This is a genomic window from Microbacterium sp. CH12i (assembly GCF_000685355.1).
Lineage (GTDB): Bacteria > Actinomycetota > Actinomycetes > Actinomycetales > Microbacteriaceae > Microbacterium.
In genome coordinates this window covers 163,796-184,782 of the sequence record NZ_JHET01000001.1, presented here as the reverse complement: position 1 = coordinate 184,782, position 20,987 = coordinate 163,796, and the positions used below count along the sequence as shown (strand labels likewise).

22 protein-coding genes and 3 pseudogenes are annotated in these 20,987 nt (G+C 63.9%); 8 read left to right on the top strand and 17 right to left on the bottom strand.

Features of this window, described 5'->3' with window-relative positions; genetic code table 11:
* Window positions 1-71: 71 nt before the first annotated feature.
* The 7 genes from DC31_RS01015 to DC31_RS00990 form a co-directional block, all read right to left on the bottom strand.
* Window positions 72-308 (bottom strand): helix-turn-helix domain-containing protein, encoded by a 237-nt coding sequence (locus DC31_RS01015; RefSeq protein WP_036275941.1) that lies wholly within the window; start codon window positions 306-308, stop codon window positions 72-74.
* Window positions 308-787: a DUF2975 domain-containing protein gene (locus DC31_RS01010; protein ID WP_036275940.1), complete on the bottom strand. Its 480-nt coding sequence runs from the start codon at window positions 785-787 to the stop codon at window positions 308-310. The genes DC31_RS01015 and DC31_RS01010 overlap by 1 nt, the downstream gene beginning before the upstream one ends.
* Window positions 788-965: 178 nt before the next feature.
* The gene (locus DC31_RS01005; protein WP_036275939.1) at window positions 966-1,613 is read right to left on the bottom strand and encodes a hypothetical protein; all 648 of its coding nucleotides are present in this window, start codon (window positions 1,611-1,613) and stop codon (window positions 966-968) included.
* Window positions 1,614-1,664: 51 nt separating this feature from the next.
* Entirely contained in the window at window positions 1,665-2,162 is a 498-nt protein-coding gene (locus DC31_RS01000; protein WP_036275937.1) for a hypothetical protein, read from the bottom strand.
* Between the two features lie 8 nt (window positions 2,163-2,170).
* Window positions 2,171-2,758 carry a hypothetical protein gene (locus DC31_RS17965; protein ID WP_152545302.1) on the bottom strand — a complete coding sequence of 196 codons (588 nt, stop codon included), beginning with the start codon at window positions 2,756-2,758 and terminating at the stop codon, window positions 2,171-2,173.
* On the bottom strand, window positions 2,755-3,225 hold the full coding sequence (locus DC31_RS17960) for a hypothetical protein (protein WP_152545301.1): 471 nt from the start codon (window positions 3,223-3,225) through the stop codon (window positions 2,755-2,757). Before DC31_RS17960 ends, DC31_RS17965 begins: the two co-directional genes overlap by 4 nt.
* Before the next feature lie 335 nt (window positions 3,226-3,560).
* The gene (locus DC31_RS00990) at window positions 3,561-4,169 is read right to left on the bottom strand and encodes a hypothetical protein (protein ID WP_036275935.1); all 609 of its coding nucleotides are present in this window, start codon (window positions 4,167-4,169) and stop codon (window positions 3,561-3,563) included.
* A gap of 144 nt (window positions 4,170-4,313) precedes the next feature.
* On the opposite strand from DC31_RS00990, the gene DC31_RS00985 reads away from it, so the two are divergent.
* Window positions 4,314-4,802, top strand: a complete 489-nt coding sequence (locus DC31_RS00985; protein ID WP_036275932.1) for a YajQ family cyclic di-GMP-binding protein — start codon at window positions 4,314-4,316, stop codon at window positions 4,800-4,802.
* 56 nt (window positions 4,803-4,858) lie between these two features.
* On the opposite strand, the gene DC31_RS00980 is transcribed toward DC31_RS00985, so the two are convergent.
* Entirely contained in the window at window positions 4,859-5,959 is a 1,101-nt protein-coding gene (locus DC31_RS00980) for a tyrosine-type recombinase/integrase (protein WP_036275930.1), read from the bottom strand.
* A gap of 12 nt (window positions 5,960-5,971) precedes the next feature.
* Here DC31_RS00980 and DC31_RS00975 point away from each other — a divergent pair, with 12 nt between their 5' ends.
* From DC31_RS00975 to DC31_RS17955, 3 genes and pseudogenes are all read left to right on the top strand, one after another.
* A complete protein-coding gene (locus DC31_RS00975) occupies window positions 5,972-6,586 on the top strand; it encodes a hypothetical protein (protein ID WP_036275927.1) in 615 nt (204 codons plus the stop codon).
* Window positions 6,587-6,643: 57 nt separating this feature from the next.
* Window positions 6,644-6,823 carry a helix-turn-helix transcriptional regulator gene (locus DC31_RS00970; protein ID WP_036275925.1) on the top strand — a complete coding sequence of 60 codons (180 nt, stop codon included), beginning with the start codon at window positions 6,644-6,646 and terminating at the stop codon, window positions 6,821-6,823.
* 135 nt (window positions 6,824-6,958) lie between these two features.
* A pseudogene (locus tag DC31_RS17955) lies at window positions 6,959-7,255 on the top strand (hypothetical protein); the annotation flags it as partial.
* Here DC31_RS17955 and DC31_RS00965 read toward each other — a convergent pair.
* Entirely contained in the window at window positions 7,140-9,785 is a 2,646-nt protein-coding gene (locus tag DC31_RS00965) for an AAA family ATPase (RefSeq protein ID WP_235201252.1), read from the bottom strand. The pseudogene DC31_RS17955 and the gene DC31_RS00965 overlap by 116 nt on opposite strands.
* 402 nt (window positions 9,786-10,187) lie before the next feature.
* On the opposite strand from DC31_RS00965, the gene DC31_RS00955 reads away from it, so the two are divergent.
* Window positions 10,188-10,499, top strand: coding sequence for a hypothetical protein (locus DC31_RS00955; protein WP_036275921.1), 312 nt, complete (start codon window positions 10,188-10,190; stop codon window positions 10,497-10,499).
* Between the two features lie 228 nt (window positions 10,500-10,727).
* Here the strand turns inward: DC31_RS00955 and DC31_RS00945 are convergent, their stop codons facing one another.
* From DC31_RS00945 to DC31_RS00925, 5 genes and pseudogenes are all read right to left on the bottom strand, one after another.
* Complete coding sequence (locus DC31_RS00945) at window positions 10,728-11,261, bottom strand: signal peptidase II (RefSeq protein ID WP_029264099.1); 534 nt, start codon at window positions 11,259-11,261, stop codon at window positions 10,728-10,730.
* Window positions 11,258-11,866 carry a cadmium resistance transporter gene (locus tag DC31_RS00940; protein WP_036275918.1) on the bottom strand — a complete coding sequence of 203 codons (609 nt, stop codon included), beginning with the start codon at window positions 11,864-11,866 and terminating at the stop codon, window positions 11,258-11,260. Before DC31_RS00940 ends, DC31_RS00945 begins: the two co-directional genes overlap by 4 nt.
* Window positions 11,866-13,790 (bottom strand): annotated as a pseudogene (locus DC31_RS00935) (heavy metal translocating P-type ATPase). The gene DC31_RS00940 and the pseudogene DC31_RS00935 overlap by 1 nt, the downstream one beginning before the upstream one ends.
* The gene (gene cmtR, locus DC31_RS00930) at window positions 13,787-14,146 is read right to left on the bottom strand and encodes a Cd(II)/Pb(II)-sensing metalloregulatory transcriptional regulator CmtR (protein WP_036275916.1); all 360 of its coding nucleotides are present in this window, start codon (window positions 14,144-14,146) and stop codon (window positions 13,787-13,789) included. Before cmtR ends, DC31_RS00935 begins: the two are co-directional and overlap by 4 nt.
* Before the next feature lie 240 nt (window positions 14,147-14,386).
* Window positions 14,387-14,917: a DUF305 domain-containing protein gene (locus DC31_RS00925; RefSeq protein WP_036276247.1), complete on the bottom strand. Its 531-nt coding sequence runs from the start codon at window positions 14,915-14,917 to the stop codon at window positions 14,387-14,389.
* A gap of 290 nt (window positions 14,918-15,207) precedes the next feature.
* Here DC31_RS00925 and DC31_RS18340 point away from each other — a divergent pair, with 290 nt between their 5' ends.
* The gene (locus tag DC31_RS18340; RefSeq protein ID WP_036275914.1) at window positions 15,208-15,435 is read left to right on the top strand and encodes a hypothetical protein; all 228 of its coding nucleotides are present in this window, start codon (window positions 15,208-15,210) and stop codon (window positions 15,433-15,435) included.
* Between the two features lie 700 nt (window positions 15,436-16,135).
* On the opposite strand, the gene DC31_RS00910 is transcribed toward DC31_RS18340, so the two are convergent.
* The 3 genes from DC31_RS00910 to DC31_RS00900 form a co-directional block, all read right to left on the bottom strand.
* Window positions 16,136-16,975, bottom strand: coding sequence for a F510_1955 family glycosylhydrolase (locus tag DC31_RS00910; protein WP_036275911.1), 840 nt, complete (start codon window positions 16,973-16,975; stop codon window positions 16,136-16,138).
* Window positions 16,976-17,119: 144 nt separating this feature from the next.
* The gene (locus tag DC31_RS00905) at window positions 17,120-17,728 is read right to left on the bottom strand and encodes a DUF305 domain-containing protein (protein WP_036275909.1); all 609 of its coding nucleotides are present in this window, start codon (window positions 17,726-17,728) and stop codon (window positions 17,120-17,122) included.
* A 91-nt stretch (window positions 17,729-17,819) separates the two neighbouring features.
* A complete protein-coding gene (locus DC31_RS00900; RefSeq protein ID WP_036275907.1) occupies window positions 17,820-18,263 on the bottom strand; it encodes a DUF6153 family protein in 444 nt (147 codons plus the stop codon).
* A 169-nt stretch (window positions 18,264-18,432) separates the two neighbouring features.
* On the opposite strand from DC31_RS00900, the gene DC31_RS00895 reads away from it, so the two are divergent.
* Both DC31_RS00895 and DC31_RS00890 read left to right on the top strand, forming a co-directional pair.
* Window positions 18,433-18,693, top strand: a complete 261-nt coding sequence (locus DC31_RS00895; protein ID WP_036275904.1) for a YHS domain-containing protein — start codon at window positions 18,433-18,435, stop codon at window positions 18,691-18,693.
* A 71-nt stretch (window positions 18,694-18,764) separates the two neighbouring features.
* A pseudogene (locus tag DC31_RS00890) lies at window positions 18,765-20,973 on the top strand (heavy metal translocating P-type ATPase).
* Window positions 20,974-20,987 lie beyond the last annotated feature (14 nt).

The window sequence follows — 20,987 nt, the reverse complement described above, 5'->3', positions numbered from 1 at the left end:
GACCGGGCAGGCGCGGCTATCGAGGAGATGCTGGGCGATGGCTTCACCCCATGCGGTGGTGGCGGTTGCACTCACGCTGATCCCCCTTCGTCGCTCGATCCGTCTTCTGGGATCCAGCGCAGAATGTCGCCCGGTTGGCATTCGAGCACACGGCATATTGCTTCGAGCGTGGTGAACCGCACCGCCTTGGCGCGGCCGTTCTTGAGCACAGCCACGTTCGCGGGGGTGATGCCGATGGCATCCGCAAACTCATGAACGCTCATCTTCTTACGCGCGAGCTGCACATCCAGGTCGATGACGATGGGCATCAGACGACCTCGGACAAGTCCTGCTCGAGCTCGAGCGCCTTGCGCAAGAGTCCGCGCATCACGACGACGAGCAGGGCGAGTGCCGCGCTGACGACGATGCCGAGCACTGCGAGCAGCGTGAGCGAAAGGGACACTGCACGACTAGCGACGATAACCGCGTAGGAGACCGTGATCAGCAGCCCCGCGCTCGCAAGCGTCCAGAGGATGATGTCGACGAACCGGAACGCATCCGCACTGAAGATCCGTTCGGTGCGCACCAACGAGAGCAGCTGCCACACGCAGACCAGTGTGACTTCGACGAGCGCCAAGAAGATGATGGCACCGATGATTCCGGGGATCTCAAGCTGAGCAACATCCGGGTTGCGGATGGCAGTGATCCGCGCCACCTCAGGAATCACCAGGATCTGACTCGCCAGGAGGAGCACGAGCATGACGACGATCAGACTCTTGAGCACGGTGGTTACGCGGGGTTGCATCATCTGCCTATCGATAAGCGGTTGGTATCTATCGAAAAACGATAGCCTGAGGATGTCGCGCGCCCAAGCACGCGCGTCGCTCTCACAGCGAACGCACGGGTGGAGGCTTCCCTCGCCGCTGACGTCGGTGAGACACCGGTTGCCGCGTGAGACACCAGCTCCCGCATGAAACGAAGAGGTGCTACGGCGCTTCGGGGTCGAACGGAGAGTCGAGGGCCTCGGTGAGATCCGCGAGCAGAGCCTCAATCTGCGGTTCGACGTACTGCGAGATCACGGCTTGCACGTTGAGGCGATGCCGCAGCAGGAGGCTGCAAATTTCACGGCCGACCATGTTCGCGTACTCGTCGGCGAGGCCGACCTCTTGCCTAAGCGCGGCCTTCGCCTCATCACTCAGCGGCGGCAGGGGCGGCAGCTCGACGAGCTCGTCATCGGCGAGACCAGCGATCGTGAAGAGGAACGGCGCACCGGGCAGCGGGTCGGGGTCGAGCGGAAGCCCCTCGAATTCGGGCGCGAGATCTTCGGATGGTCGGTAGCTGCGCGCTCGATTGCGCGCCGCTTGCTGATCGAGTTCCGTCTGCAGCATCGGAAGGTTGCGTGCGGTGTATTCGGCAACGGCGTGATCGACGATCGTCTTGATGCGCGTTGAGAGTCCGTGCTGCACCCCGTGCGGAACGTTCCCGCTGATGCCGACCGCAGACAGGATGGGAGATCCGAGACAGCGACGACACGGTGCCATGCGACCTCGGTGCGTTGCCGGTTCCCAGCGCGGCACCCAGCGCAACCAGGCTTCAACTGCCTGGTCTACCTGCGCCTCTAGCGACCGCTCCACGTCTACAGCGTACGGCGATCCGCGTGATCGCAGCAGATTTCACGCCGCCAGTCACGCCTCATCGGAATCCTCGCGCTCCCACGGCCACCGCGGACGCTTTGCCCGCGTGCGTCGAAGCGCCACCCCGGCCCATGCCGCAATCGCGGCGACCACGAGCATGACAAGACTCGCCCCTCCGGTGACCAGCCCGCCCATCACTGCCAACGCCGTGACGAAATCCCCGCCAGCGAACAGGAGGCCCACTCCAACAGCAAGCAGATGAGCCAAGGTCGTAGCGATCGATATTGCCCATACCGAGCGAAATCGTGGTTGCGCAATCCGCAGTGCAAGCCAGAGGATGCCGGCGAACACTGCGACAGCGATGATCATGCCGATGATGCCGGGCGCCTGTCCGACTCCAGCCACCGAGATGATCTCGGCATCCGTCGCGATGCTCAACGCACCGAGCCCAAAGACCGCGAGTGCAAAGAATCCGATGGTCGCCATAACCGTCGCCAGAGCGGCCGAGACCCCCGCGGGAGCAGGCCCGCGAGGGTCAGACGGCGACATGTTCGTGATTACCTCGAGAGTGTCGGGCCGGCCTCAAGCGTGCGCTCGTACTCACGCTGAGCCTCGGCGTTGAGCTCGGTCTTGCGGGCACCACTGCGGGCGACCCATGCACCGAACCAGATGGTCAGCTCGCGCCCGAGGACGAAGGCTGCGATGGCGAACGGCGCGAACAGCTGCTCGCTGACCAGGTCGGTCGCTTCGGACGACGTGATCAGCCAGAAAGGGGCTTCGAAAAGCTGGCCGAGGATGTAGCCGCCGTACGATGCCACGCCGACGAGGAGTCCGAAGATGACCCACTTGCCCCAGCGTCCGCGGTTGATGAACGCGCCCAGCAGCCAGAAGCTGAGGAAGAACACCACGACAGGAACCCAGAAGCCCCACATCGTCAGCGGAGCGATCAGCTGATCAACGATGTTCTCACCGTTGACGTTGCCCTGAAGTGCATTCCAGCCCAGCCCGAGGCCCAGGTACAAGATCGCGAAGACGACGGTCGCCAGCAGTCCGATGAGTCCCGCTGTGCCGCGGTTGCTACGCTCACGCGGAGGCTCTGGCGCCTGTACGAAGATCGGCTGGTGCTGCGGCGTGGCAGCGATCACCGGCTCAGAGGCAACAACCGGCTCGGAAGCGACGACCCTGGTCTCGGTGTCGTCGGCTGCCGGAGGTGCGTACGCAGTGTCAGCAACAGACGTTTCGGGTGCAACGTCGGCGCCGTAACCGCGCTCCGCGAAGTAGTCGCTTCTGGGTGTGTCACTGGCAAAAGAGTCGTCGACACCCTTGGAGGACTCGGCGCGCGGCGTCGTGTCGAACGTGCCGGGATGGCTCCGCTCAGCGTCCTCAAAGGCGGCAAGGTCGGGGTCAGCTGCGCTGTAGTCGACAGCTGCATCGTCGCCAGCGTTATTCTCACCAGCGTTGCTCTCGACGACGTTGGTGTCATCGGCGGAGTGGGTCGCACGGGGAACGTCAGCGCGCGCGGCGTCAGCTCGGCGAGGCCGGCGTTCGCGCTGTCGACGACGTCGTTGACGTCTGCCGGATGCTCGGACCGGGGAACCTCGGGGTCACTCATGGGGGCGCCTCTCGTCGGAAGTGTGCAGTGTGAGGGTATCGCCGTGCGGGCGCACGTCCGCGCAGGCGTGCCGACGTGTCGCCTGACCGGCGGAGAATTAGGGGTTTATGAACTAGTGGGAGCGACGTGCGAAGCACGTCTCCCATAAAGTCGACCAGCATCGGGCCCATCGGGGCAGCCAACCAAATGAGCCCGACAACGACGCCCGCGCAAAAGAGTCCCGCGATCCAACTCATCACCAGATTGCGACCGCCGACCCGTGCCATGTCTCCACGGTACGGCGGGGCGCGAGTTTGTTCGTTGTGGACACGCGAGGAGTTGTGCCCCCGACCGGCTCAGCGGCGGCGCAGCCGCCAGAGCAGCCACCCGCCGATGATCGGGATGAGCAGAAACACGAGCAGGATGCCGGAATGCCAGAGGTCAAATGCCGTGGGGAGAAGCGGGTTGCGCTCTGTTGCTACTCCGTCCACGGACATAAACCGCGCGAGCCACATCACCACGCTGAGAAGCACTGCTGTCGCGAATGGCAACGTGATGGCGAGCACCTTCTCCCAGCGTCGCCAACGCGCACTGACTGCGACCATCACCGCGCCTACGAACCACCCCACCACGGGGACGATGAAGCCGCCGAACGCGAATACGAGTGCGGCCGTGATCGCGAAGACACGGCTCTGCGAGAACGGTTCCTTATTCGCGTGCACTGAATTCGCGTGCACTGAGCTGGCATCGGTCGTCCGCACCTCGGCTTGTGCCTCCTGCGCGATGGTCGCCGGGTCGCCGAGCTGCTCGATGCGCCCGGCAGTTGCCGTGGCATCCAGACCATCAAGCTCCTCCGCAATACCAGCGCGGATCTCTGTTGCGATGCCATGCGGGACGCTCTGCATCTCGGCATCAAGCCTCGCCAGGAAGTCATCGCGCTGGCGCGCGGCATCTGAGTTGATCATTCTTTTCCCTCCCACTAGACCCGTGACGACACGGGCGAATGGCGTCCACTGCGCGCGAAACTGCGCCAGCTGTGCGGTGCCGGTAGCATGCCACGCACGCTACCGCCTCCTGCCGTCCTCGCGTGGGATAGCTACACTGGCCACATGGCAGATTCATCCTTTGACATCGTCAGCAAGGTCGACCACCAGGAGGCCGAGAACGCCGTCAACCAGGCGCGTAAAGAGATCGAGCAGCGCTACGACTTCAAGGGCACCGGCTCGTCGGTTGAGTGGAGTGGCGAGTCGATCCTGATCAAGGCCGGCACCGAAGAGCGGGCGAAAGCTGTTCTCGACGTCCTGCAGTCGAAGCTGATCAAGCGCGGCATCTCGTTGAAGAGCCTTGAAACCGGTGAGCCATTCGCCAGTGGCAAGGAATACCGCATCTCCTGCACCATCAAGGACGGCATCTCGTCGGAGAACGCGAAGAAGATCGGCAAGATCATTCGCGACGAGGGTCCGAAGTCCGTGAAGAGCCAGATCCAGGGTGATGAGCTGCGGGTGCAGTCCAAGAGCCGCGACGACCTTCAGTCGATCATCGCGCTGCTCAAGGGCTCGGATCTCGACCTTGATCTGCAGTTCATCAACTACCGGTAGAGCATGATTCTGACCTGGGGTTTTCCTGGTTTAGTCCGCAGGGAGTCCGCAGAATCCTAGGATGTGGCTCGCACGCTGGCCGTTGGTCGCGCTGCGAGAGCCATGAAGTCCGCGGTCGCTGCCCTCGTCTTGTCCTCTGCCGATGGCCAGAGGTGGCTGTAGACGTTCAACGTGATCGATGGCGTTGAGTGGCCGAGCGCACGCTGCACCGTGACCACGTCGCAACCGGAAGCGATGAGGTTCGAAGCGAACGTGTGCCGCAGAGTGTGCAATGTGATGTCTTCCGGAAGCCCGACCTCTTCGCGGATGCGTCGCCACTCCCCCGCTGCGTTATTGCGATTCCAGAGCCGACCGAGCGGAGTCGTGAACAGTTGCTCTTCGGGGTCGGTTACAGCGTTCCGCGCGACATGTGCCGAAAGCGAGGCGGTGAGTTCACCAGGCACATAGACGGTCCGCTCGGAGTGGTACTTAGGCGGCACCAGCTTGGCGGCTTTGATCGTGGAGCCCTGCACCTGGCGTGCCACCCGGATTGAACGGCCGAGAAAATTGATGTCGGCGAGTTGGAGGCCTGCCGCTTCGCCCAGGCGCATGCCGGCGAAAACGCATACTTCGACGAAACCTCGGAACTCACCAGCTGCCTCCAGAACGGCGTGGACTTCGTCGGGGCCGAGAACCCGCATGGTGGCTTCGAGTTTGCGGGCGCGTGGAGGCTTGACTCCAGCTGTGGGATTCGTTGCAATGATGCGATCGACGACTGCCGCGCGGAACGCCATCTGCACATAGTTGAGACGCGTCTTGATCGTGGATGGCGCGAGCCCGCGTTTCAATTCTCCCGCGATCCATGCCTGGACGTGTGAGGCGTTCACGGTGCCGACCGAACCGCTCTTCCACGGCACGCTGGATACGGCAACCGTGGCCGCTTCGTGCGTTCCTTCGGCCCATGTCTGCCGTTGCATCCACGCGCTCGTCCAGTCGGACCATGTGATCTTTCCGGCCTTCGGGTCGACGTACTGTCCGGTGACCACGGCTGCCGCGACTTCGTTCAGCCATCGCTGAGCGTCGCGCTTCAATGCGAAGTGTCGGGCGTGTTCTTTACCTGCCGCGTCTCGATACCGCGCGCGCCAGACGCCGTCGTCTCGCTGCGTGATGGATGCCATCAGTGCTCCTTAGTGGGCTCGATCTCCACTCGCGAAACGCCCGGTCTGCCCTTCGACCAGGTCGCGCACGTGGGTGTCGAAGGCTTCGGTGAACTGCTGAGCGGATCGGGCTACCGGACCATCCATAAGTTCGTTGGCATCGAGAAGTCCGCGATGATGTTCCGCCGCCCGGGCCAGCCCTTCGAGTGCAGCGTCGACCGCTGTGCGCCTTACGACGTCGATGGTTACTTCTTCATCCAACTCACCGGGGGGCACCAGATCGATGGACTCCGCGAGCTGTCGCTGTTCAGCGAAGGAACTGTAAGCAAGCTCGTGGATCTCGTCCAAACGTTCACCGAACTCGCGAAGCTGCAACGTGAGATCAAGGTGATCGCCCGTCGAAAGCAACATCTGATGATGGATGCCAAAGACCTGGCCGAGCGCGTCGGCCTCGGTCAGTCGGAGGGGCCTTTCGCCCTTCTCGACCGCCCATACGGTGGCCTGCGACCATCGGAAGCCTTTTTTGCGCATCGCATCAGCGAGATCCTTCTGGCTCCCACCACCTCTAAGGCGCGTCACATTTCGGCCGATTTCTGCATCGTTTGCCATGAGACGACGATACTACGAAATTCTATTGCGCGCGACTAGATATCGTGATCTACTGGAGTATCCAGTTACTTCCAACTACGAACGGAGGTGAGAAGAATGGACAAGATCATGTTCATCGGCGACGTAGCCGACCGCTTGCGTCGGACACCAGCGCAGCTACGCTGGATGGTACACATGGGCACCGCCCCGCAGTCGGCGATTATCGCCGGCCGCCGTTGCTGGCGCGAGTCGGACGTAGAGAAGTACATCGCGGACGCGTTTTCCAGTGCACAATGACGCGATCCGCTCGAGCCGAAGGTGCGGCCGACTCCGACAGCAGGTCGGCCGCAGCACAGCTCGTAAATTTTCTGAGGGTCGCGCCCGACCGTCGCGTCTTGCACCGCGGGGCCCCGCTGACTCGTCGGCCAGCTTGGCTTCTACGTCGAGATTGTTGAAGACCAGTTGCGCCGCCACGCACACCGAGCGACCGTTGGCCTCCTGCAGTGCACGGACAAGAATGACAGCGTCGTGAGGTACGCCCTTGCAGGTAGCGATTGCCCCAATGAAGCCGACTCGGTACGGATCTGCGGCCCGCAATCGATCCGAGGATTAGTCAACGAGACATTCCGGCTGTGCTTACGCCAGCAACTCCGAATCCTTGCGGCCTCATCGTTTCGTCTCGCGCAGCCCGCCGTAGCTCCGCTTCGACTGCGCGAAGCGAGTCGCTGATAGTGACCTCCGTGGTGCCTCGCAACATCGTCGCGGCGAGGGAGCTTTTAGCTGCGGCATCCGTCCTGGCGACCACCACCGCGTGATTCCAGTGACGCCCACGGGTGAGTCCGACGTAGAGGCCGGCAGCATCCACATCGGGGCCGACAATCGCTTTATCAACGGTTTCTCCCTGGACGCCGTGCACTGTCGAGGCGTATGCGAGCTGAACGTGCTCGAGCGCATAGTCGCGACTCACCCGACGTCGTTCGCCACTGTCGCTGGGTGAGAGGAGGTCAACAAAGTCGGGCTCGATCCGGCTGACGATCCACTGCGCTCGGTTGTCGACTCCGGTGCGCCGGTCATTGCGGCGGGTCTGCACGGCGTCGCCGACCAGGAGTCGCTGCTCCCCCATCCCCGCCGCAACGCGGGTGGGGTCGAGTTCGCCGCACTCGATGCGTCGACCCTGGATCAATGCGTTGACCGCATCCACCTCGCTGTTCGTTCCGCAAACTATCGCGACGCGTTGACCGCGGCCTTCGGCGTCGAGGTATCCGTCGATCATCGCTTCTCTTGCGGCCTCGACACTGTCGACTCGTTGCAGGTGTCGGCCCGCATAGAGTCTTTCGGCGAGCTCGAGGGCGTGCGCACCGTCGCGCGGGTTGCGGAGCTGCAAAGTGAGCGCGGCATAGTCCGCGTCGTGGAAGCGGTGCACCGTGTCCAGTTCAATGGATGCTGGTGCGTGACGGATCGCGGATGCCATCGCTCCGGCATGGCCGACCGGAAGCGCCTGGTGCGGGTCGCCGACCATTGCCACGCCGGCGCCGGCTTCGAGGGCGAGCTCGAGTAGGGCGTTCGCCGCTTGCAGGTCCAGGACGCCGGCCTCATCCACCACGATGCGGTCCCCCAGGCGCAAGGAGTATCTCTGTGAACCGTCGTAGTTCAACCCGGTGGCACTATCCACTTGACCGATCTCGAGGCGGCGCCACACCTGCGATCCCGTTGGGTCGGTCGACCATCGGTAACCGTAGTCGTACAGAAGCGCATGGACGCTGGACGCCTCGGCTCCTGTCTCACGCGACGCGACCGATGCCGCCTTGCGGGTAGGAGCGACAACGAGCATCCGCCGTCGTTGCGACGTCAACGCGTGCAGTGTCGCGCGCAACATCGTGGTCTTTCCTGCGCCCGCTGGTCCGATGACGGTCACCAAGCCGATCGAGCCAGCGATGGCGCACGCCGCCGCCATTTGGGACGCGTCAAGGCAGTCAGCAGCCTTGACCGATCCAGCTCTGCGCCGCAGCTCGTCCGGCAACAGCGATCGGCCGGAAGTAGCGATCGCGTCCAACGCTTCGCCAACACGGATTTTCAGCCGCATCGTCTCGCGCGCCATCAGTGACTTCACATGCTCGGGAACCGCCGGCTGTGACGACAGGCTCACAGTCAGGCGACGGGCGCGATCGGCGATGCGGCGCAGGACTGCATCGAAATCAGCACGATCCGCGACCACGCCCGATCGCGACAGCACCCGTATCGCCCCTGCGCGGAGGTCATAGTGGCTGAACCGTCCGCTGGATCCGGTGGATCGGAGATCGGCATCGACTACCGCGGCGGCGGCAAGCATGTCGAGATCCAGATCGTCCACGCCGACGAGGTCGGCTGCTCGCGGCATCCGCGAGGTCAGGAGTGCGGCATCGATCGTGGCGAGTTCTTCGCGCACGGTCGCTTCCCAAGATTGCTCGTCGAGCAGGGAGGGCTTGTTAGGGCGCGCGACTGCCCACGCTCTGCGGTCAATCTGCTGCAGCACTTCGACGCTCGGCCTGGTTCCGCTGTGCGCGGCCTCCCACTGCGCGATCAAACGGACTCGATTTGTCTCGATCTGCGCCGATCGCCGAGACATCGGCGCGACTGCGGTGGCGAGCTCCGCGATCTCCCCGTCCGCACCGATCGTGTAGCCGTGACGGGTGAGTGCGGTGATCCATCGCGGATCCGTGCGGGCGGCGAGCTCACCCTCGGCATTGATGACGGTGTGGAACTTCATCGCGACTCGTGAATCAACGTTGGTCCACTTCCCGTCGTCACCGCGCACTTTCACGTTCAACCAGAGGTGCCGATGCGCATGCGGGTCCAGCGCGCGGGATCGACGGTGTTGCAACTCGACGACCTCGAGCCGAGCGATGGACTCGCGGATGAGTCCGCCGTGGCCTCGCCGCGCATTCAGCTCGCGTTGCCAAAGTGCTATGACGCGGTTGCGGATGCGGTCCTGAAGCGCCTCGAATTCTGCCGCCAAATCAGGATGCAGCAATGCGGCGATGCTGTACGACTTGGGGTGATTCAGCGTTCCGTCCAGGAGCAGGTCTGCATCGGGTCGCATGAGGGACGTGCCGCGTTGCTCCCCCGTGACCGGATCATGGCCGGTGAGCCACACACGCAGTCCGCCTGCTGAGAGCTCGTCGGAACTGACCACTCCATCCTCGACGACGAAGCGCGCCACCGTCGAGCCGCCGGTACCGCTGTAGTTCTCGAGCACCTCGACCACGGCAGAGTGGGGCAAGTGGGCATCGCACCTTCCCTCAAGCGCGTAGGAGATCGCGTGGCGAACACCGCGCGAATCGCCACCTCGCTTCCAGCGCTCCAAGCCACCTCGCACAGCACAAGATTACTCCATTTGCGAGTAACAAGTAACTAGCAATCACTATTGGTGCCTGCGTGCATTGCATTAGGTCGTACGCGTGATTGTCGGGCTTCTGATGACGGAATCGGTTCCGCTCTCGTGGTCAGCCGAATACGTACCACATGCGTTTCGGCGCGAATTGGTTTCGGCAGGGGGTTTCGGTGGATCGTTCTTCGGCGTGTCGCGCACTTTGCCTTCGCCGTCGACGAGATCACCGGAAACGATCGTTTTCGGTGGTAGCCCGGGCACGACATCAACAGCGAAGTCGAGGATGATTGAGTCGTGGAGATTGAGCTGCTTTATATCGCCGGTTGCCCCAGCTGGGTTGAGGCTGGCCGTCGTGTTTCTGAGGCGCTACGAGAAACAGGCCACGACGAATCGGAGGTTCACTACCGACTCATCCGGACGGAGGAGGAGGCGGGCGCAGTCTCGTTCGCGGGCTCCCCCACGATCACCCTGGATGGCAACGATCTCTTTCCGGGGTCGGGGCGAAGCAATGACCTCGCCTGCCGTATTTACAGCACCCCTGCTGGGCTGGCCGGGATGCCAACGGTTGAACAGATTCGAGAGGCGCTCTCCGCTCATGGCGACTGACGAGGACGTTGCGTGCACGTGCTGCGGGCGACATCTGCCACGCAAGAAGCTGCACGCACTCGGAGACGATCGCGCTTTCATCTGTCGACGATGCGGCTGGTGGGTGGCTCTGCGCCTACATCGCGACCGCCCGCCTGCCTAAGCGTGAACTCACTCAACGGCTGCCCACGGCGATCGCGCCGATGTAGAGGGCGAGTTGATGGGTGTCCCACCACCGCACAACGGATCTCACTCGGTGCTCTCATCCCCGGCGCGGATCATGAAAACTGCTCCGGTGATCGCTGCGGCGAAGATTACGATGTCGGCGATGTTGCCGATGAACCAGTTTCCGTAGGCGAGGAAGTCCACGACGTGACCACGGGCGAATCCGGGGTCCCGGAAAAGGCGGTCGCCTGCGTGTGAGGCGGAAGCGCCGCCGAGCGCGCCGATGACGATCGCCCATCTCACGCGTTGCACTCGGAACGCGAACACGATCGCTGTGACCGTGGCGGCGACAGCGAGCAGCGCGAACACCCAGGTGAAGCCTTCCCCGAAGGAGAATGCCGCTCCGGGGTTATAGGCGAGCTGCAAACCCAGCAGGTCACCGATCAGCGGGATGCGCTCACGGTCGGTGAGGGTCGCTTCGGCCCACACCTTGGTTCCCTGATCGATCAGCACGACGACCACGGCGATCAAGAGCGCTCCACCAGTGAGCTGCCGCCGCCGGGTCGACGACAGCTTGCGCGCAGCGGGCGGATGAGCCTCTGACTGGGAGGAGGTCATGCGAGCACCTCGATCAGACGGACGATGACCCCAGATTCGATCAGGATGAACAGGCCCAGGCCGATGAACACGGCCGGTACGAGCCAGTGCTCGACGCGCTCCAGCCCCTCGGTAACAGCCTTGTTGGTGCCGATCAGCCGGCCGGCCGCGCACCAGACCGCGACGAGGATCAGGAATACGACGATCATGATCGCGACGTCGCTGGGGGCGCTGGTGCGGAAGATCGGCGTGTAGAGGGAGATGTTGTCGGCCCCGTTGGCGATCGTGATCCCTGCGACGCCCCATAGTCCGACCGCGGTGATCTTGGAGTCGTCATCATCGTCATCGCTGTTACGGCGCAGGCCGCGAATGAGCGTCCAGATGCCGATGCCGAGCGGGATCAGACCCAGGAAACCGACCCATTCGTCCGGAACGATGGTGAGACCGAGAGCGGCGATCACGCTGATCACGACGAGGGTGATGAACCCGAGATACTGGCCCGCGACGATCTGCCACGGCCGGGGCTTCCCTCGACTGGAAGCCAGGAACAGCACGGTGAGCACGACAATGTCGTCGATGTTGGTTGCCGCGAACAGGCCGATCGCTGAACCGATAGTTGCGAGCATCAGCTTTCCAGTCGTGGCGTGCGGGTGCGTGCGGCGCGCAGACCGTTGAGGATCACGATGACCTCCGCGACCTCGTGGACCAGGACGACGGCCGCGAGCCCCAGGACGCCGAAGAGCGCGAGCGGGAGCAGTGCAGTGATGATCAGCAGCGACAGGATGATGTTCTGGTTGATGATCCGTCGACCGCGGCGGGCGTGATCGAACGCTCGCGGGATGAGGCGCAGATCATGGCCGGTGAAGGCCACGTCGGCGGATTCGATTGCCGCGTCGGAGCCGGTGGCGCCCATCGCGATACCGATGTCTGCGCCAGCGAGGGCCGGTGCGTCGTTGATTCCGTCGCCGATCATCGCGACCGGCCCCGCCTTTGACAGCTCGCCGATCGCGGTTGCCTTATCCTCGGGACGCAGTTCCGCGCGCACGTTGCTGATCCCGGCCTGCGCGGCCAGTGCACGAGCGGTGCGGGCGTTGTCTCCGGTGAGCATCGTCACGCCGACGCTTGGTTGGTGAGCGTCCGGACTACCTCGGGGACTTCAGGGCGCAGTTCGTCGCGGACGCCGATCGCGGCGACGGGGGTTCCGTCGCGGTGGACGATCACGACGGTCATGCCCTGCTCCTCCAACTCCGCGACCTGCTTCCCGAGGTCGCCCGCGTCCAGCCAGCGAGGACTGCCGACGGTGATTCTCGATCCGCCGACAGTGCCGTCGATGCCGTGCCCGGCCTGCTCGGTCACATCTGCAGCTGCCGGTGTGCCCGGGGCCGCGGCGGTGATCGCAGAGGCAAGGGGATGCGTGCTGTGCTGCTCCAGTGCGGCCGCCCAGGCCAGCGCCTGTGTCTCGGTCACGCCGTTCGCAGTGAGCACCGCGGTGACCGCAGGTTCGTTGCGGGTGAGGGTGCCGGTCTTGTCGACCGCGACGTGGCGGACCGTGCCGAAGCGCTCGAAGACGGCGCCGGACTTGATGATCACGCCGAACTTGCTTGCTGCGCCGATCGCGGCGACGACCGTCAGCGGCACCGAGATCGCCAGCGCACACGGAGAAGCGGCGACCAGCACGACAAGCGCGCGGGTGATCCACACCTCTGGATCGCCCAGCAGCGACCCGATGATCGCGACGAGCGCTGCGAGGATCAGAACGCCGGGTACGAGCGGGCGGGCGATCCTGTCCGCGAGACGTGCACGCTCGCCCTTCTCGGTCTGCGCCTTCTCGACCAGCTCCACGATCGTGGTGAGCGAGTTGTCGGTGCCCGCAGCGGTCGTTTCGACCTCCAGCGCGCCGGCGCTGTTGATCGCACCGGCCGACACCGCATCGCCGGGCTCGACCTCGACGGGGATCGACTCCCCGGTGATCGCCGAGGTGTCCAGGCTGGAGCGGCCAGAACGGACGATCCCGTCGGTTGCGATCCGCTCGCCGGGACGGACCACCATGACCTGGCCGACCGTCAGCTCTCTCGCGGGCACCTGCGCAGAGACGCCGTTCTGCAGCACGGTCGCTGTCTCCGGCACGAGCTTCAGCAGCGCCCTCAGCCCGCCCCGGGCACGGTCCATCGCTTTGTCCTCGAGCGCCTCAGCAATCGAGTACAAGAACGCCAGAGCCGCAGCCTCCTCCACGTAGCCGAGGATGACCGCGCCGATCGCGCTGATCGTCATCAGCAGCCCGATACCGAGCTTGCCCTTGAACAGTTTCCGGATCGCGCCGGGCGTGAACGTCGACGCACCGAGGAGCAGACCGGCCCAGAACAACACCAGCGCCGGGATCTCGAGGCCGGACCATTCAAGGATCAGACCGGCCAGGAATGCGACACCGGAGAAGACCGGCACCATGATCCCACGGTCCCTCCACCAGGGCCGCACAACCTCTTCGGTCTCATCCTCCGCCGCAGTGGCAGGCTGGGCAGGCTCGTGCTCGCAGCCACACGCCGCGCTCACGCGTCCGCCCCCGTCCCACAGCAGCCAGCCACCGTGCACGCAGAGTCCACGCACGGCGCGTGCTCATCGACCGCCAGCGTCACGTCCACGAGCGCGACGAGCGCAGCCGTAAGATGCGGGTCGGCGATCTCGTAACGAGTCTGGCGACCCTCCGGCTCGGCAACGACAATCCCGCAGTCACGCAGGCAGGTGAGATGGTTCGACACGTTCGAACGCGTCAGCTCCAGCTCACGAGAGAGCACAGCCGGGTAGCTCGGTCCACCGAGCAGAGACATTAGGATTCGGGAACGCGTGGGATCGGCCATGGCCCGGCCGAGCCGGTTCATGACATCGAGGCGTGAGGAAATAGTCAGCACACACTGAACTATACAGTGATTGATGACCTATTGGAACGGCTTCACCCCAGGCGACATCTCTGGGGCCTGGGTGTAAGTACATCCGGCTCACACCCCACCGAATACGCCTACCGAAACCCGCTTACGGCGCACGTTTCTGGCATTCGATCTGGTGTGCCTTCACTCACCGCGCCGCAAACGATCGTTTCCGGCAGGCTCTCGGAGCACAAGCCATGATCGATCGATTATCGCTACCAATCGTCATCCGTCGTCCGAGCACTGGCGGTCGGCTGCCCGTTCGAAGTCTGGAACGGGTCGGTCTTGCGCGTCCTCGGCCGTCAGCGCGAGGCCGTTGCTTTCGATGTCGGCGATGAGCCAGTCCATTTCGAGGATCTCCCGGCGCTGCGCTTCGCTGATTTCAACCGCAAGTTCGCAGACGCGGACATCCTGCAGCTGTGCTCGCTCGGATCGGGTGATCGCGAGCGAGTGATGCGGAATCATTGCGCGCATGTACGCGGTGTCGTCGACGGTGATCTGGCTGCGGTCGAGGGCGATGCCTCCTCCGAGGAGGAGAACGCTGACGATGATGACCGCAATGTTCGCTTTCCTGTGCTTGTACATGTTGAGCATCCAGGCCAGCATGACCAGCCCCATGGCGCCGCCCATAGTGAGCGCCATGAAGACGCGGCTTTCGCTGAAGCGTATGTGCCCCCATTCCCACACTCCAGCGAACATCGTCCAATACATCACGACCATGCCGGTGAGAATCATCGCCGCGAATCGCAAGTACATCGTCAGCGATCCGTGCTTTTTCGCCCCTGCTTGTCGTCCATTTGTTTCGTGCGCGTCCTTCGACATATTCCTCACCTGTCGTCTCGGTTCGTTGCGCGGTAGCGCGATTGATGACGACGTGTGGGGTAAGAGCGCTCGCTAGTCTGCTTCGGCCTGGTCAACGGGCATCACTGGATTGATGCGGGTAGCGAAGAACTGCACGACGCCGTCGCGGTGGCTATTCAGAGGGTTGCGAGGAGCGCGGCGCAGGCATCTTCGCATCGCCGGCAGGCCGCAGCACACACCGCGCAGTGTTCGTGCATCGTGTGCTTCTCGCACTCGTCGGCGCAGCTCGCGCATGCCGTGCGGCACGCTTCGAGGGTTGCGCGGGTGAGGTTGGCGTCGTACCCGGTGTGCCTGGACAGGATGCGTCCGGTGGTTTCGCAGAGGTCGGCGCAGTCCAGGTTCGTGCGGATGCACTTCGTCAGCTCGGCAACCATTTCCTCGCTCAGGCACGCGTCGGCGCATGCGGTGCATGATTGCGCGCACTCAACGCACGCCTCGATACACTCCACCAGCACCTTCCGGTCAGCCTGGCCAAGGTCCTCGGGTAGGTGCGGAGCATTTCCGCCGCGACAGTCATAGTGGCTCCTCTCGTCATTGTGGAGTCTTTAAACTACGACCGCACCTCGCTCCCGGGGACCCCGTTGAATACCCCGGGAGGGCATGGTAGTTCAGCGGCAGATCATCGTCGCAGCGATTACTGTGCGGTGACGATTATTCCGTTTCTGCAGCGTGACTGGGTGGAGCTCGAAGGATCAGAGCCAGGGCGACAATGACCATGATTACGGCGATGTCAAAGCTGGCGATCGTGTACGTCCACCAAGCGACGTCGGTCGATTGGGCATCACTGATCAGATGCGCGAGCGCGAGGGCTGGACCGCAGATCAAGAGCATATATCCAAGACGCACGAGCCTTCGATGCGTCCGCTCCGCGGGACTGCGAGGCGAAGGCGCGCCGGGTGAGGACGAGTGCACGGCCGTCAGATGGTGCATCGAGTCGAAGGGGGATCTGGAGCCGGTGGGGGTCATCAGAAGATCGCTCCAATGGCGAGAAAACTAGCAGCGGCGAGGAGAGCAACGGCGACCGTCGCCACGATGACGAACAACACGAGGTTCCGAAAGGGGTTCTTGGGCGCTTTCACGAGGAATCCTTGGGCACAGGTCTTTGCGCCCGCGTTATTGGGCGGGACTCAGCACAGTGGTGCTGTCCGGTGAGACTTCAACGATGCCCCGGTCATCGACGAGGATGACGCGGTCGTCGATGACCGTGAGGGCTTGAACGGCGCCTTGGAGGGATTCGAGGTGATGCCAGGTTCCATTTTCATCCTCTGTCCACAGGACGCCATCGGTGCCTGCGCCGAGAAGAGTGCCATCGGTGCGAGCCTCCAGCGCGTAGAGCACAGGTGTTCCGTCGACTGGAGTGAATGTGTTACCGCCGTCGCTGCTGAAGAGAACGCCTTCTTCGGCTGCAGCGTACAAACCGGATTCGGTGACCGCGAGATCAGCGGCGCCGAGGGACGCACGCTCCGTCCAGTTGTTTCCCTCGTCTGTGCTGGTGAGCAGGTTCACTTGGCTAGAGGGGACGCCGTAGAGGGTGCCGTCCGGGGCCGCGGTGAGGATGTGGAAGTCGGTGGTTCCGTTGAGAGCAATAGGCGACCAAGTGTTCCCGTAGTCGTCGCTGCGGATGATGCCGAGGTTGGGCGATCCGAGTTCGGCCGGGGTCTTTTCGCCGGGATGCCCGGAGGCGAACAGCGCGTCTCCCGAGACCGTGAATCCCATGGCGTCGAAGGCGTGACCGCCGATCGGGCCGGAGATATCCCCATCTGGTGTGAGAGTGAAGATTCCGTTGTGCGTGGCCACCAGCAGATCATCGCCCCGGGGATCTTGGGCGATGCCGTGGATGTGGTCGATGCGGGGAGCTGAGTCCGGGTTGCCGAGCGGTGTCGCGGTGCATCCGGTGGCGACAGCCGCCAGGACGGTCACAGTGACGGTTGCGAGAAGGAGTGAGCGTTTCATGATGGTTTCCGTTAGTGGCCTCAAGCGGGCCTGGCTTCACGACGCGCAACAAGAGCACGCCGACGTCTGACTGCTGCCGCAATGGGGCAGCACGGATGACAGGTCCGGGCGGGACGATCGGATACCGGCCCGCCCGGAGGATTCCTACAGCTGGCCGAGGAGTTCCTGCATCGTGGCGATCTCCGCCGTCTGGTCGTCGATCACCTGTTGCGCGAGCTCGAGGACGTCCGGGTTCTGCGCATCATCAAGCGCCGTCTGCGCCATGTCGACGGCACCTTCGTGGTGCACGATCATCTGCTCCAGGAACAGGCTGTTCGCCTCGACAGCATCCGCGCTCTCCAACATGGTCATGTCCTCTTCGGACATCATGCTGTCGTCACCGCCCATCGAACCGTGATCCATGCCTCCCATGGAGTCGGGGTCGTACTCCACACCCCAGTCTTCGAGCCATCCGAGCATCTTGTCGATCTCGGGGCCCTGCGCCGCCTTGATCTGCTCGGCAAGTTCCACCACGCGTGCGTCGGCACCGTCTTTAGCTAGCAGCATGTCGGCCATCTCGATCGCCTGCTCGTGATGAGGGATCATCATCGTGACGAACATCTCGTCAGCCTCGTTCGCTGCCGAAGTCGACGACGACTGAGACGGGGAGGTGGATTCGCTGGACGGTGCCGTGCTGTTGTCAGCGCAGCCGGTGAGAACCAGTGCAAGGGTCAGTACACCCGTACTGACAGCAACGGGAATCTTCTTATTCATGGTTGTTCCTTCGATACGTCGTGTGAGGGTTCGCAAATGATGGCGCCAGACGGCGCCAGGAATCCGACCCATCAGGGTCGGCGGCGACTACTCAGGTGCGACTTATCGAAAGGAACGTCAGCGAGGGTGCCCGGGGAAGGATCCCGATCGCTTCCCACCTCACCAGGCTTACAGCACGGTGAGGGGGCAGCCGGTGACGCTGAATCAATATCGGAGGGAGGAGGAGAAGCAGACCGGCAAGCAACGCCAGCACGCACGCAATCAGCATCTCGTTGTGACCCTGCCCATGTCCGGTGTTCACATGACACGCACCCTCACACGCGGTGGACTCGCTCGCGACGTTTGACGCCGCTACGGTGGCGTGCTCCTCCCCGGCTGCGGAGTGGGTGAGTCCGACGGATCCGTGTCCCGCAGGTTCGGAGGTGAAGGTGTGCATCGCCAGCAAGCCGACGATAACCATCAGCGTGGCCCCGCCGAGCATCAACAACGCGCGCAACGACAACTGCGGACGTGCGCCACGAACTGCGACGTGCATACTCGGCCTCCTCCATTCCGTGCAGGATGCTAACACCACGATCTATGCGGCCGCCCGCCCTGATCCTTCAGCGCCGCCATGTATATCCTAGTGCGGAATACCCCCAGGGGGTATATCGTTAGGCATACCGACGCCGCACTCCGGTGTTTGAGAGAAAGAGGAACAAAACATGTCAGACTCCACTGGATCCTGCTGCAGCCGCAACAGCCACGGTTCCGTCGACGCCGAAGGACGCAAGGATCTCCTCACCCCGCCCGCGGAAGATCTCGCCGAATGTCCTGTGATGGTAGGCAGCACCGTCATCAAGGCGGATGCAGAAGCTGCTGGCCTGTACCGCGATTACGACGGCACCCGGTACTACTTCTGCTGCGCTGGATGCGAGCCCGCGTTCGACGCCGACCCGGCTAAGTACGCCACCGCTGCTGCCTGACACCGTTTCACGGTGCGGGGCACGCCAGACAAGTCAGCCCCACGGTTCTCAATTCCGAGGAGGATAGGCCCATGAGCCACTCGCGTAACGACGGCGCGGAGCACACCCACGCCCACCACGACCACGCGGCGTCGACCCCCGCAGTGACGACCGAAACTGACCACGATGCGCACGCGGGACATCAAGCAATGGCGCATGCACCGCAGTCAGACGCGGCCGCGCACAGTCACAGAGACCACGGAAGCGACAACGCGCCCTCCGGTCACAACACCCACGCTGGACACGGCGGTCATGCAGGCCATGGCGACCACGTCGGGCAGTTCCGTCGCCTGTTCTGGATCATGCTCGTCCTCGCCGTCCCCACGGTCGCGTTGTCGGGCATGTTCTCGATGATCCTCGGCTACACCCTCCCCGATATTCCGGGTCTGTCCTGGGTATCCCCGGTGCTGGGCACTGTCATGTACGCGTGGGGTGGAAAGCCGTTCCTCGTCGGTGCAGTCAGCGAGCTCCGCGCTCGCAAGCCCGGCATGATGCTGCTCATTGGCCTCGCGATCACCGTCGCGTTCGCCGCCTCCTGGGGCGCGACGCTCGGCGTGCTCCATCACGAACTAGACTTCTGGTGGGAGCTCGCCCTCCTCATCGTCATCATGCTTCTCGGGCACTGGATCGAGATGCGCTCCCTCGCCCAGACGACTTCCGCCCTGGACTCACTCGCCGCTCTTCTCCCCGATGAGGCAGAGCGCGTCGAGAATGACCAGGTCGTCACGGTCTCACCGACCGATCTCGTCGTCGGCGACGTTGTCATCGTACGGCCGGGTGGCAGCGTCCCCGCCGACGGGCGCATCGTCGACGGACGGGCCTCGATGGACGAGTCCATGGTCACGGGCGAGTCCCGCACCGTGGAACGCGGCAGCGGCGACCACGTCACAGCCGGCACCGTTGCCACCGATTCCGGGCTTCGCGTCGAGATCACCGCGACCGGCGACGACACGACCCTCGCCGGCATCCAACGTCTCGTCACCCAAGCGCAAAGCTCCTCGTCCCGCGCACAGCGGCTCGCGGACACCGCCGCCGGATGGCTGTTCTGGTTCGCCCTGGGTGCTGCGGCGATCACCGCGATCGTCTGGACGTTGGTCGGCTTGCCTGACGCGGCTGTCATCCGCACCATCACCGTCCTCGTCATCGCCTGCCCGCACGCGCTGGGCCTGGCCATCCCGCTGGTCGTCTCAATCGCCACCGAACGCGCCGCCCGGGGCGGCGTTCTCGTCAAAGACCGGCTCGCGCTCGAAAGCATGCGCACCATCGACACGGTCCTGTTCGACAAGACCGGCACCCTCACCAAGGGCGAGCCCGTCGTCTCCGAGATTTCCGTCGTCGACGGCACCGACCCCGACCAGATCCTCGCACTGGCCGCCGCCGCAGAAACTGATAGTGAGCACCCGCTCGCGAAGGCCATCGTGCGCGCAGCCGCCGACAAGCAGCTCACCATCCCGCGCAACGGCGACTTCACTTCCTCGCCCGCTGTGGGCGTCACAGCGACCGTCGACGGGAAGATCATCCGAGTCGGTGGACCGCACCTGCTCACCGAGGAGAACGCCGACGAGCTCCCGGTCGCCGATCAGTGGCGGACGGATGGCGCGATCATCCTGCACGTCATCCAGGACGGCCGCGTCGTCGCGCGTGAAACTCGCCGACGAGGTGCGCTCGGAATCCCGGGAAGCCGTCGACGCCCTCCACGCACTCGACGTGCAAGTGGTGATGATTACCGGCGACGCGGAAGCCGTGGCGCAGGCCGTCGCCCAAGACCTCGGCATCGACCGCGTCTTCGCCGGAGTACGCCCGGAGGACAAGGCCGCCAAGGTCCAACAACTCCAGAACGAGGGCCGTAAGGTCGCAATGGTCGGCGACGGCGTCAACGACGCCCCTGCCCTCGCGCAGGCCGACGTTGGGCTGGCGATCGGTGCGGGCACAGATGTCGCGATCGCCTCTGCTGGTGTCATCCTCGCAAGCGACGACCCCCGCTCGGTACTCTCCGTGATCGAACTGTCACGGGCTTCGTACCGGAAGATGAAGCAGAATCTCTGGTGGGCTGCCGGATACAACATCATCTCCGTCCCTCTCGCCGCCGGCGTCCTCGCCCCCATCGGATTCGTGCTCCCGATGTCGGTCGGAGCGATCCTCATGTCACTATCCACCATCGTCGTCGCCCTCAACGCACAACTGCTGCGCCGACTCGACCTCCGCCCCGACACCACGACCCGCGTCATCCTGAACCGCTGACCACAACCGCCGGA

Excerpts from the sequence above, each read along its gene's own strand:
- DC31_RS01015 (WP_036275941.1), bottom strand. The coding sequence starts at position 308 with ATGCCCATCGTCATCGACCTGGATGTGCAGCTCGCGCGTAAGAAGATG.
- DC31_RS01010 (WP_036275940.1), bottom strand. The coding sequence starts at position 787 with ATGATGCAACCCCGCGTAACCACCGTGCTCAAGAGTCTGATCGTCGTC.
- DC31_RS01000 (WP_036275937.1), bottom strand. The coding sequence starts at position 2,162 with ATGTCGCCGTCTGACCCTCGCGGGCCTGCTCCCGCGGGGGTCTCGGCC.
- DC31_RS17960 (WP_152545301.1), bottom strand. The coding sequence starts at position 3,225 with ATGAGTGACCCCGAGGTTCCCCGGTCCGAGCATCCGGCAGACGTCAAC.
- DC31_RS00990 (WP_036275935.1), bottom strand. The coding sequence starts at position 4,169 with ATGATCAACTCAGATGCCGCGCGCCAGCGCGATGACTTCCTGGCGAGG.
- DC31_RS00985 (WP_036275932.1), top strand. The coding sequence starts at position 4,314 with ATGGCAGATTCATCCTTTGACATCGTCAGCAAGGTCGACCACCAGGAG.
- DC31_RS00980 (WP_036275930.1), bottom strand. The coding sequence starts at position 5,959 with ATGGCATCCATCACGCAGCGAGACGACGGCGTCTGGCGCGCGCGGTAT.
- DC31_RS00970 (WP_036275925.1), top strand. The coding sequence starts at position 6,644 with ATGGACAAGATCATGTTCATCGGCGACGTAGCCGACCGCTTGCGTCGG.
- DC31_RS00945 (WP_029264099.1), bottom strand. The coding sequence starts at position 11,261 with ATGACCTCCTCCCAGTCAGAGGCTCATCCGCCCGCTGCGCGCAAGCTG.
- DC31_RS00940 (WP_036275918.1), bottom strand. The coding sequence starts at position 11,866 with ATGCTCGCAACTATCGGTTCAGCGATCGGCCTGTTCGCGGCAACCAAC.
- DC31_RS00925 (WP_036276247.1), bottom strand. The coding sequence starts at position 14,917 with ATGTACTTGCGATTCGCGGCGATGATTCTCACCGGCATGGTCGTGATG.
- DC31_RS00910 (WP_036275911.1), bottom strand. The coding sequence starts at position 16,975 with ATGAAACGCTCACTCCTTCTCGCAACCGTCACTGTGACCGTCCTGGCG.
- DC31_RS00905 (WP_036275909.1), bottom strand. The coding sequence starts at position 17,728 with ATGAATAAGAAGATTCCCGTTGCTGTCAGTACGGGTGTACTGACCCTT.
- DC31_RS00900 (WP_036275907.1), bottom strand. The coding sequence starts at position 18,263 with ATGCACGTCGCAGTTCGTGGCGCACGTCCGCAGTTGTCGTTGCGCGCG.
- DC31_RS00895 (WP_036275904.1), top strand. The coding sequence starts at position 18,433 with ATGTCAGACTCCACTGGATCCTGCTGCAGCCGCAACAGCCACGGTTCC.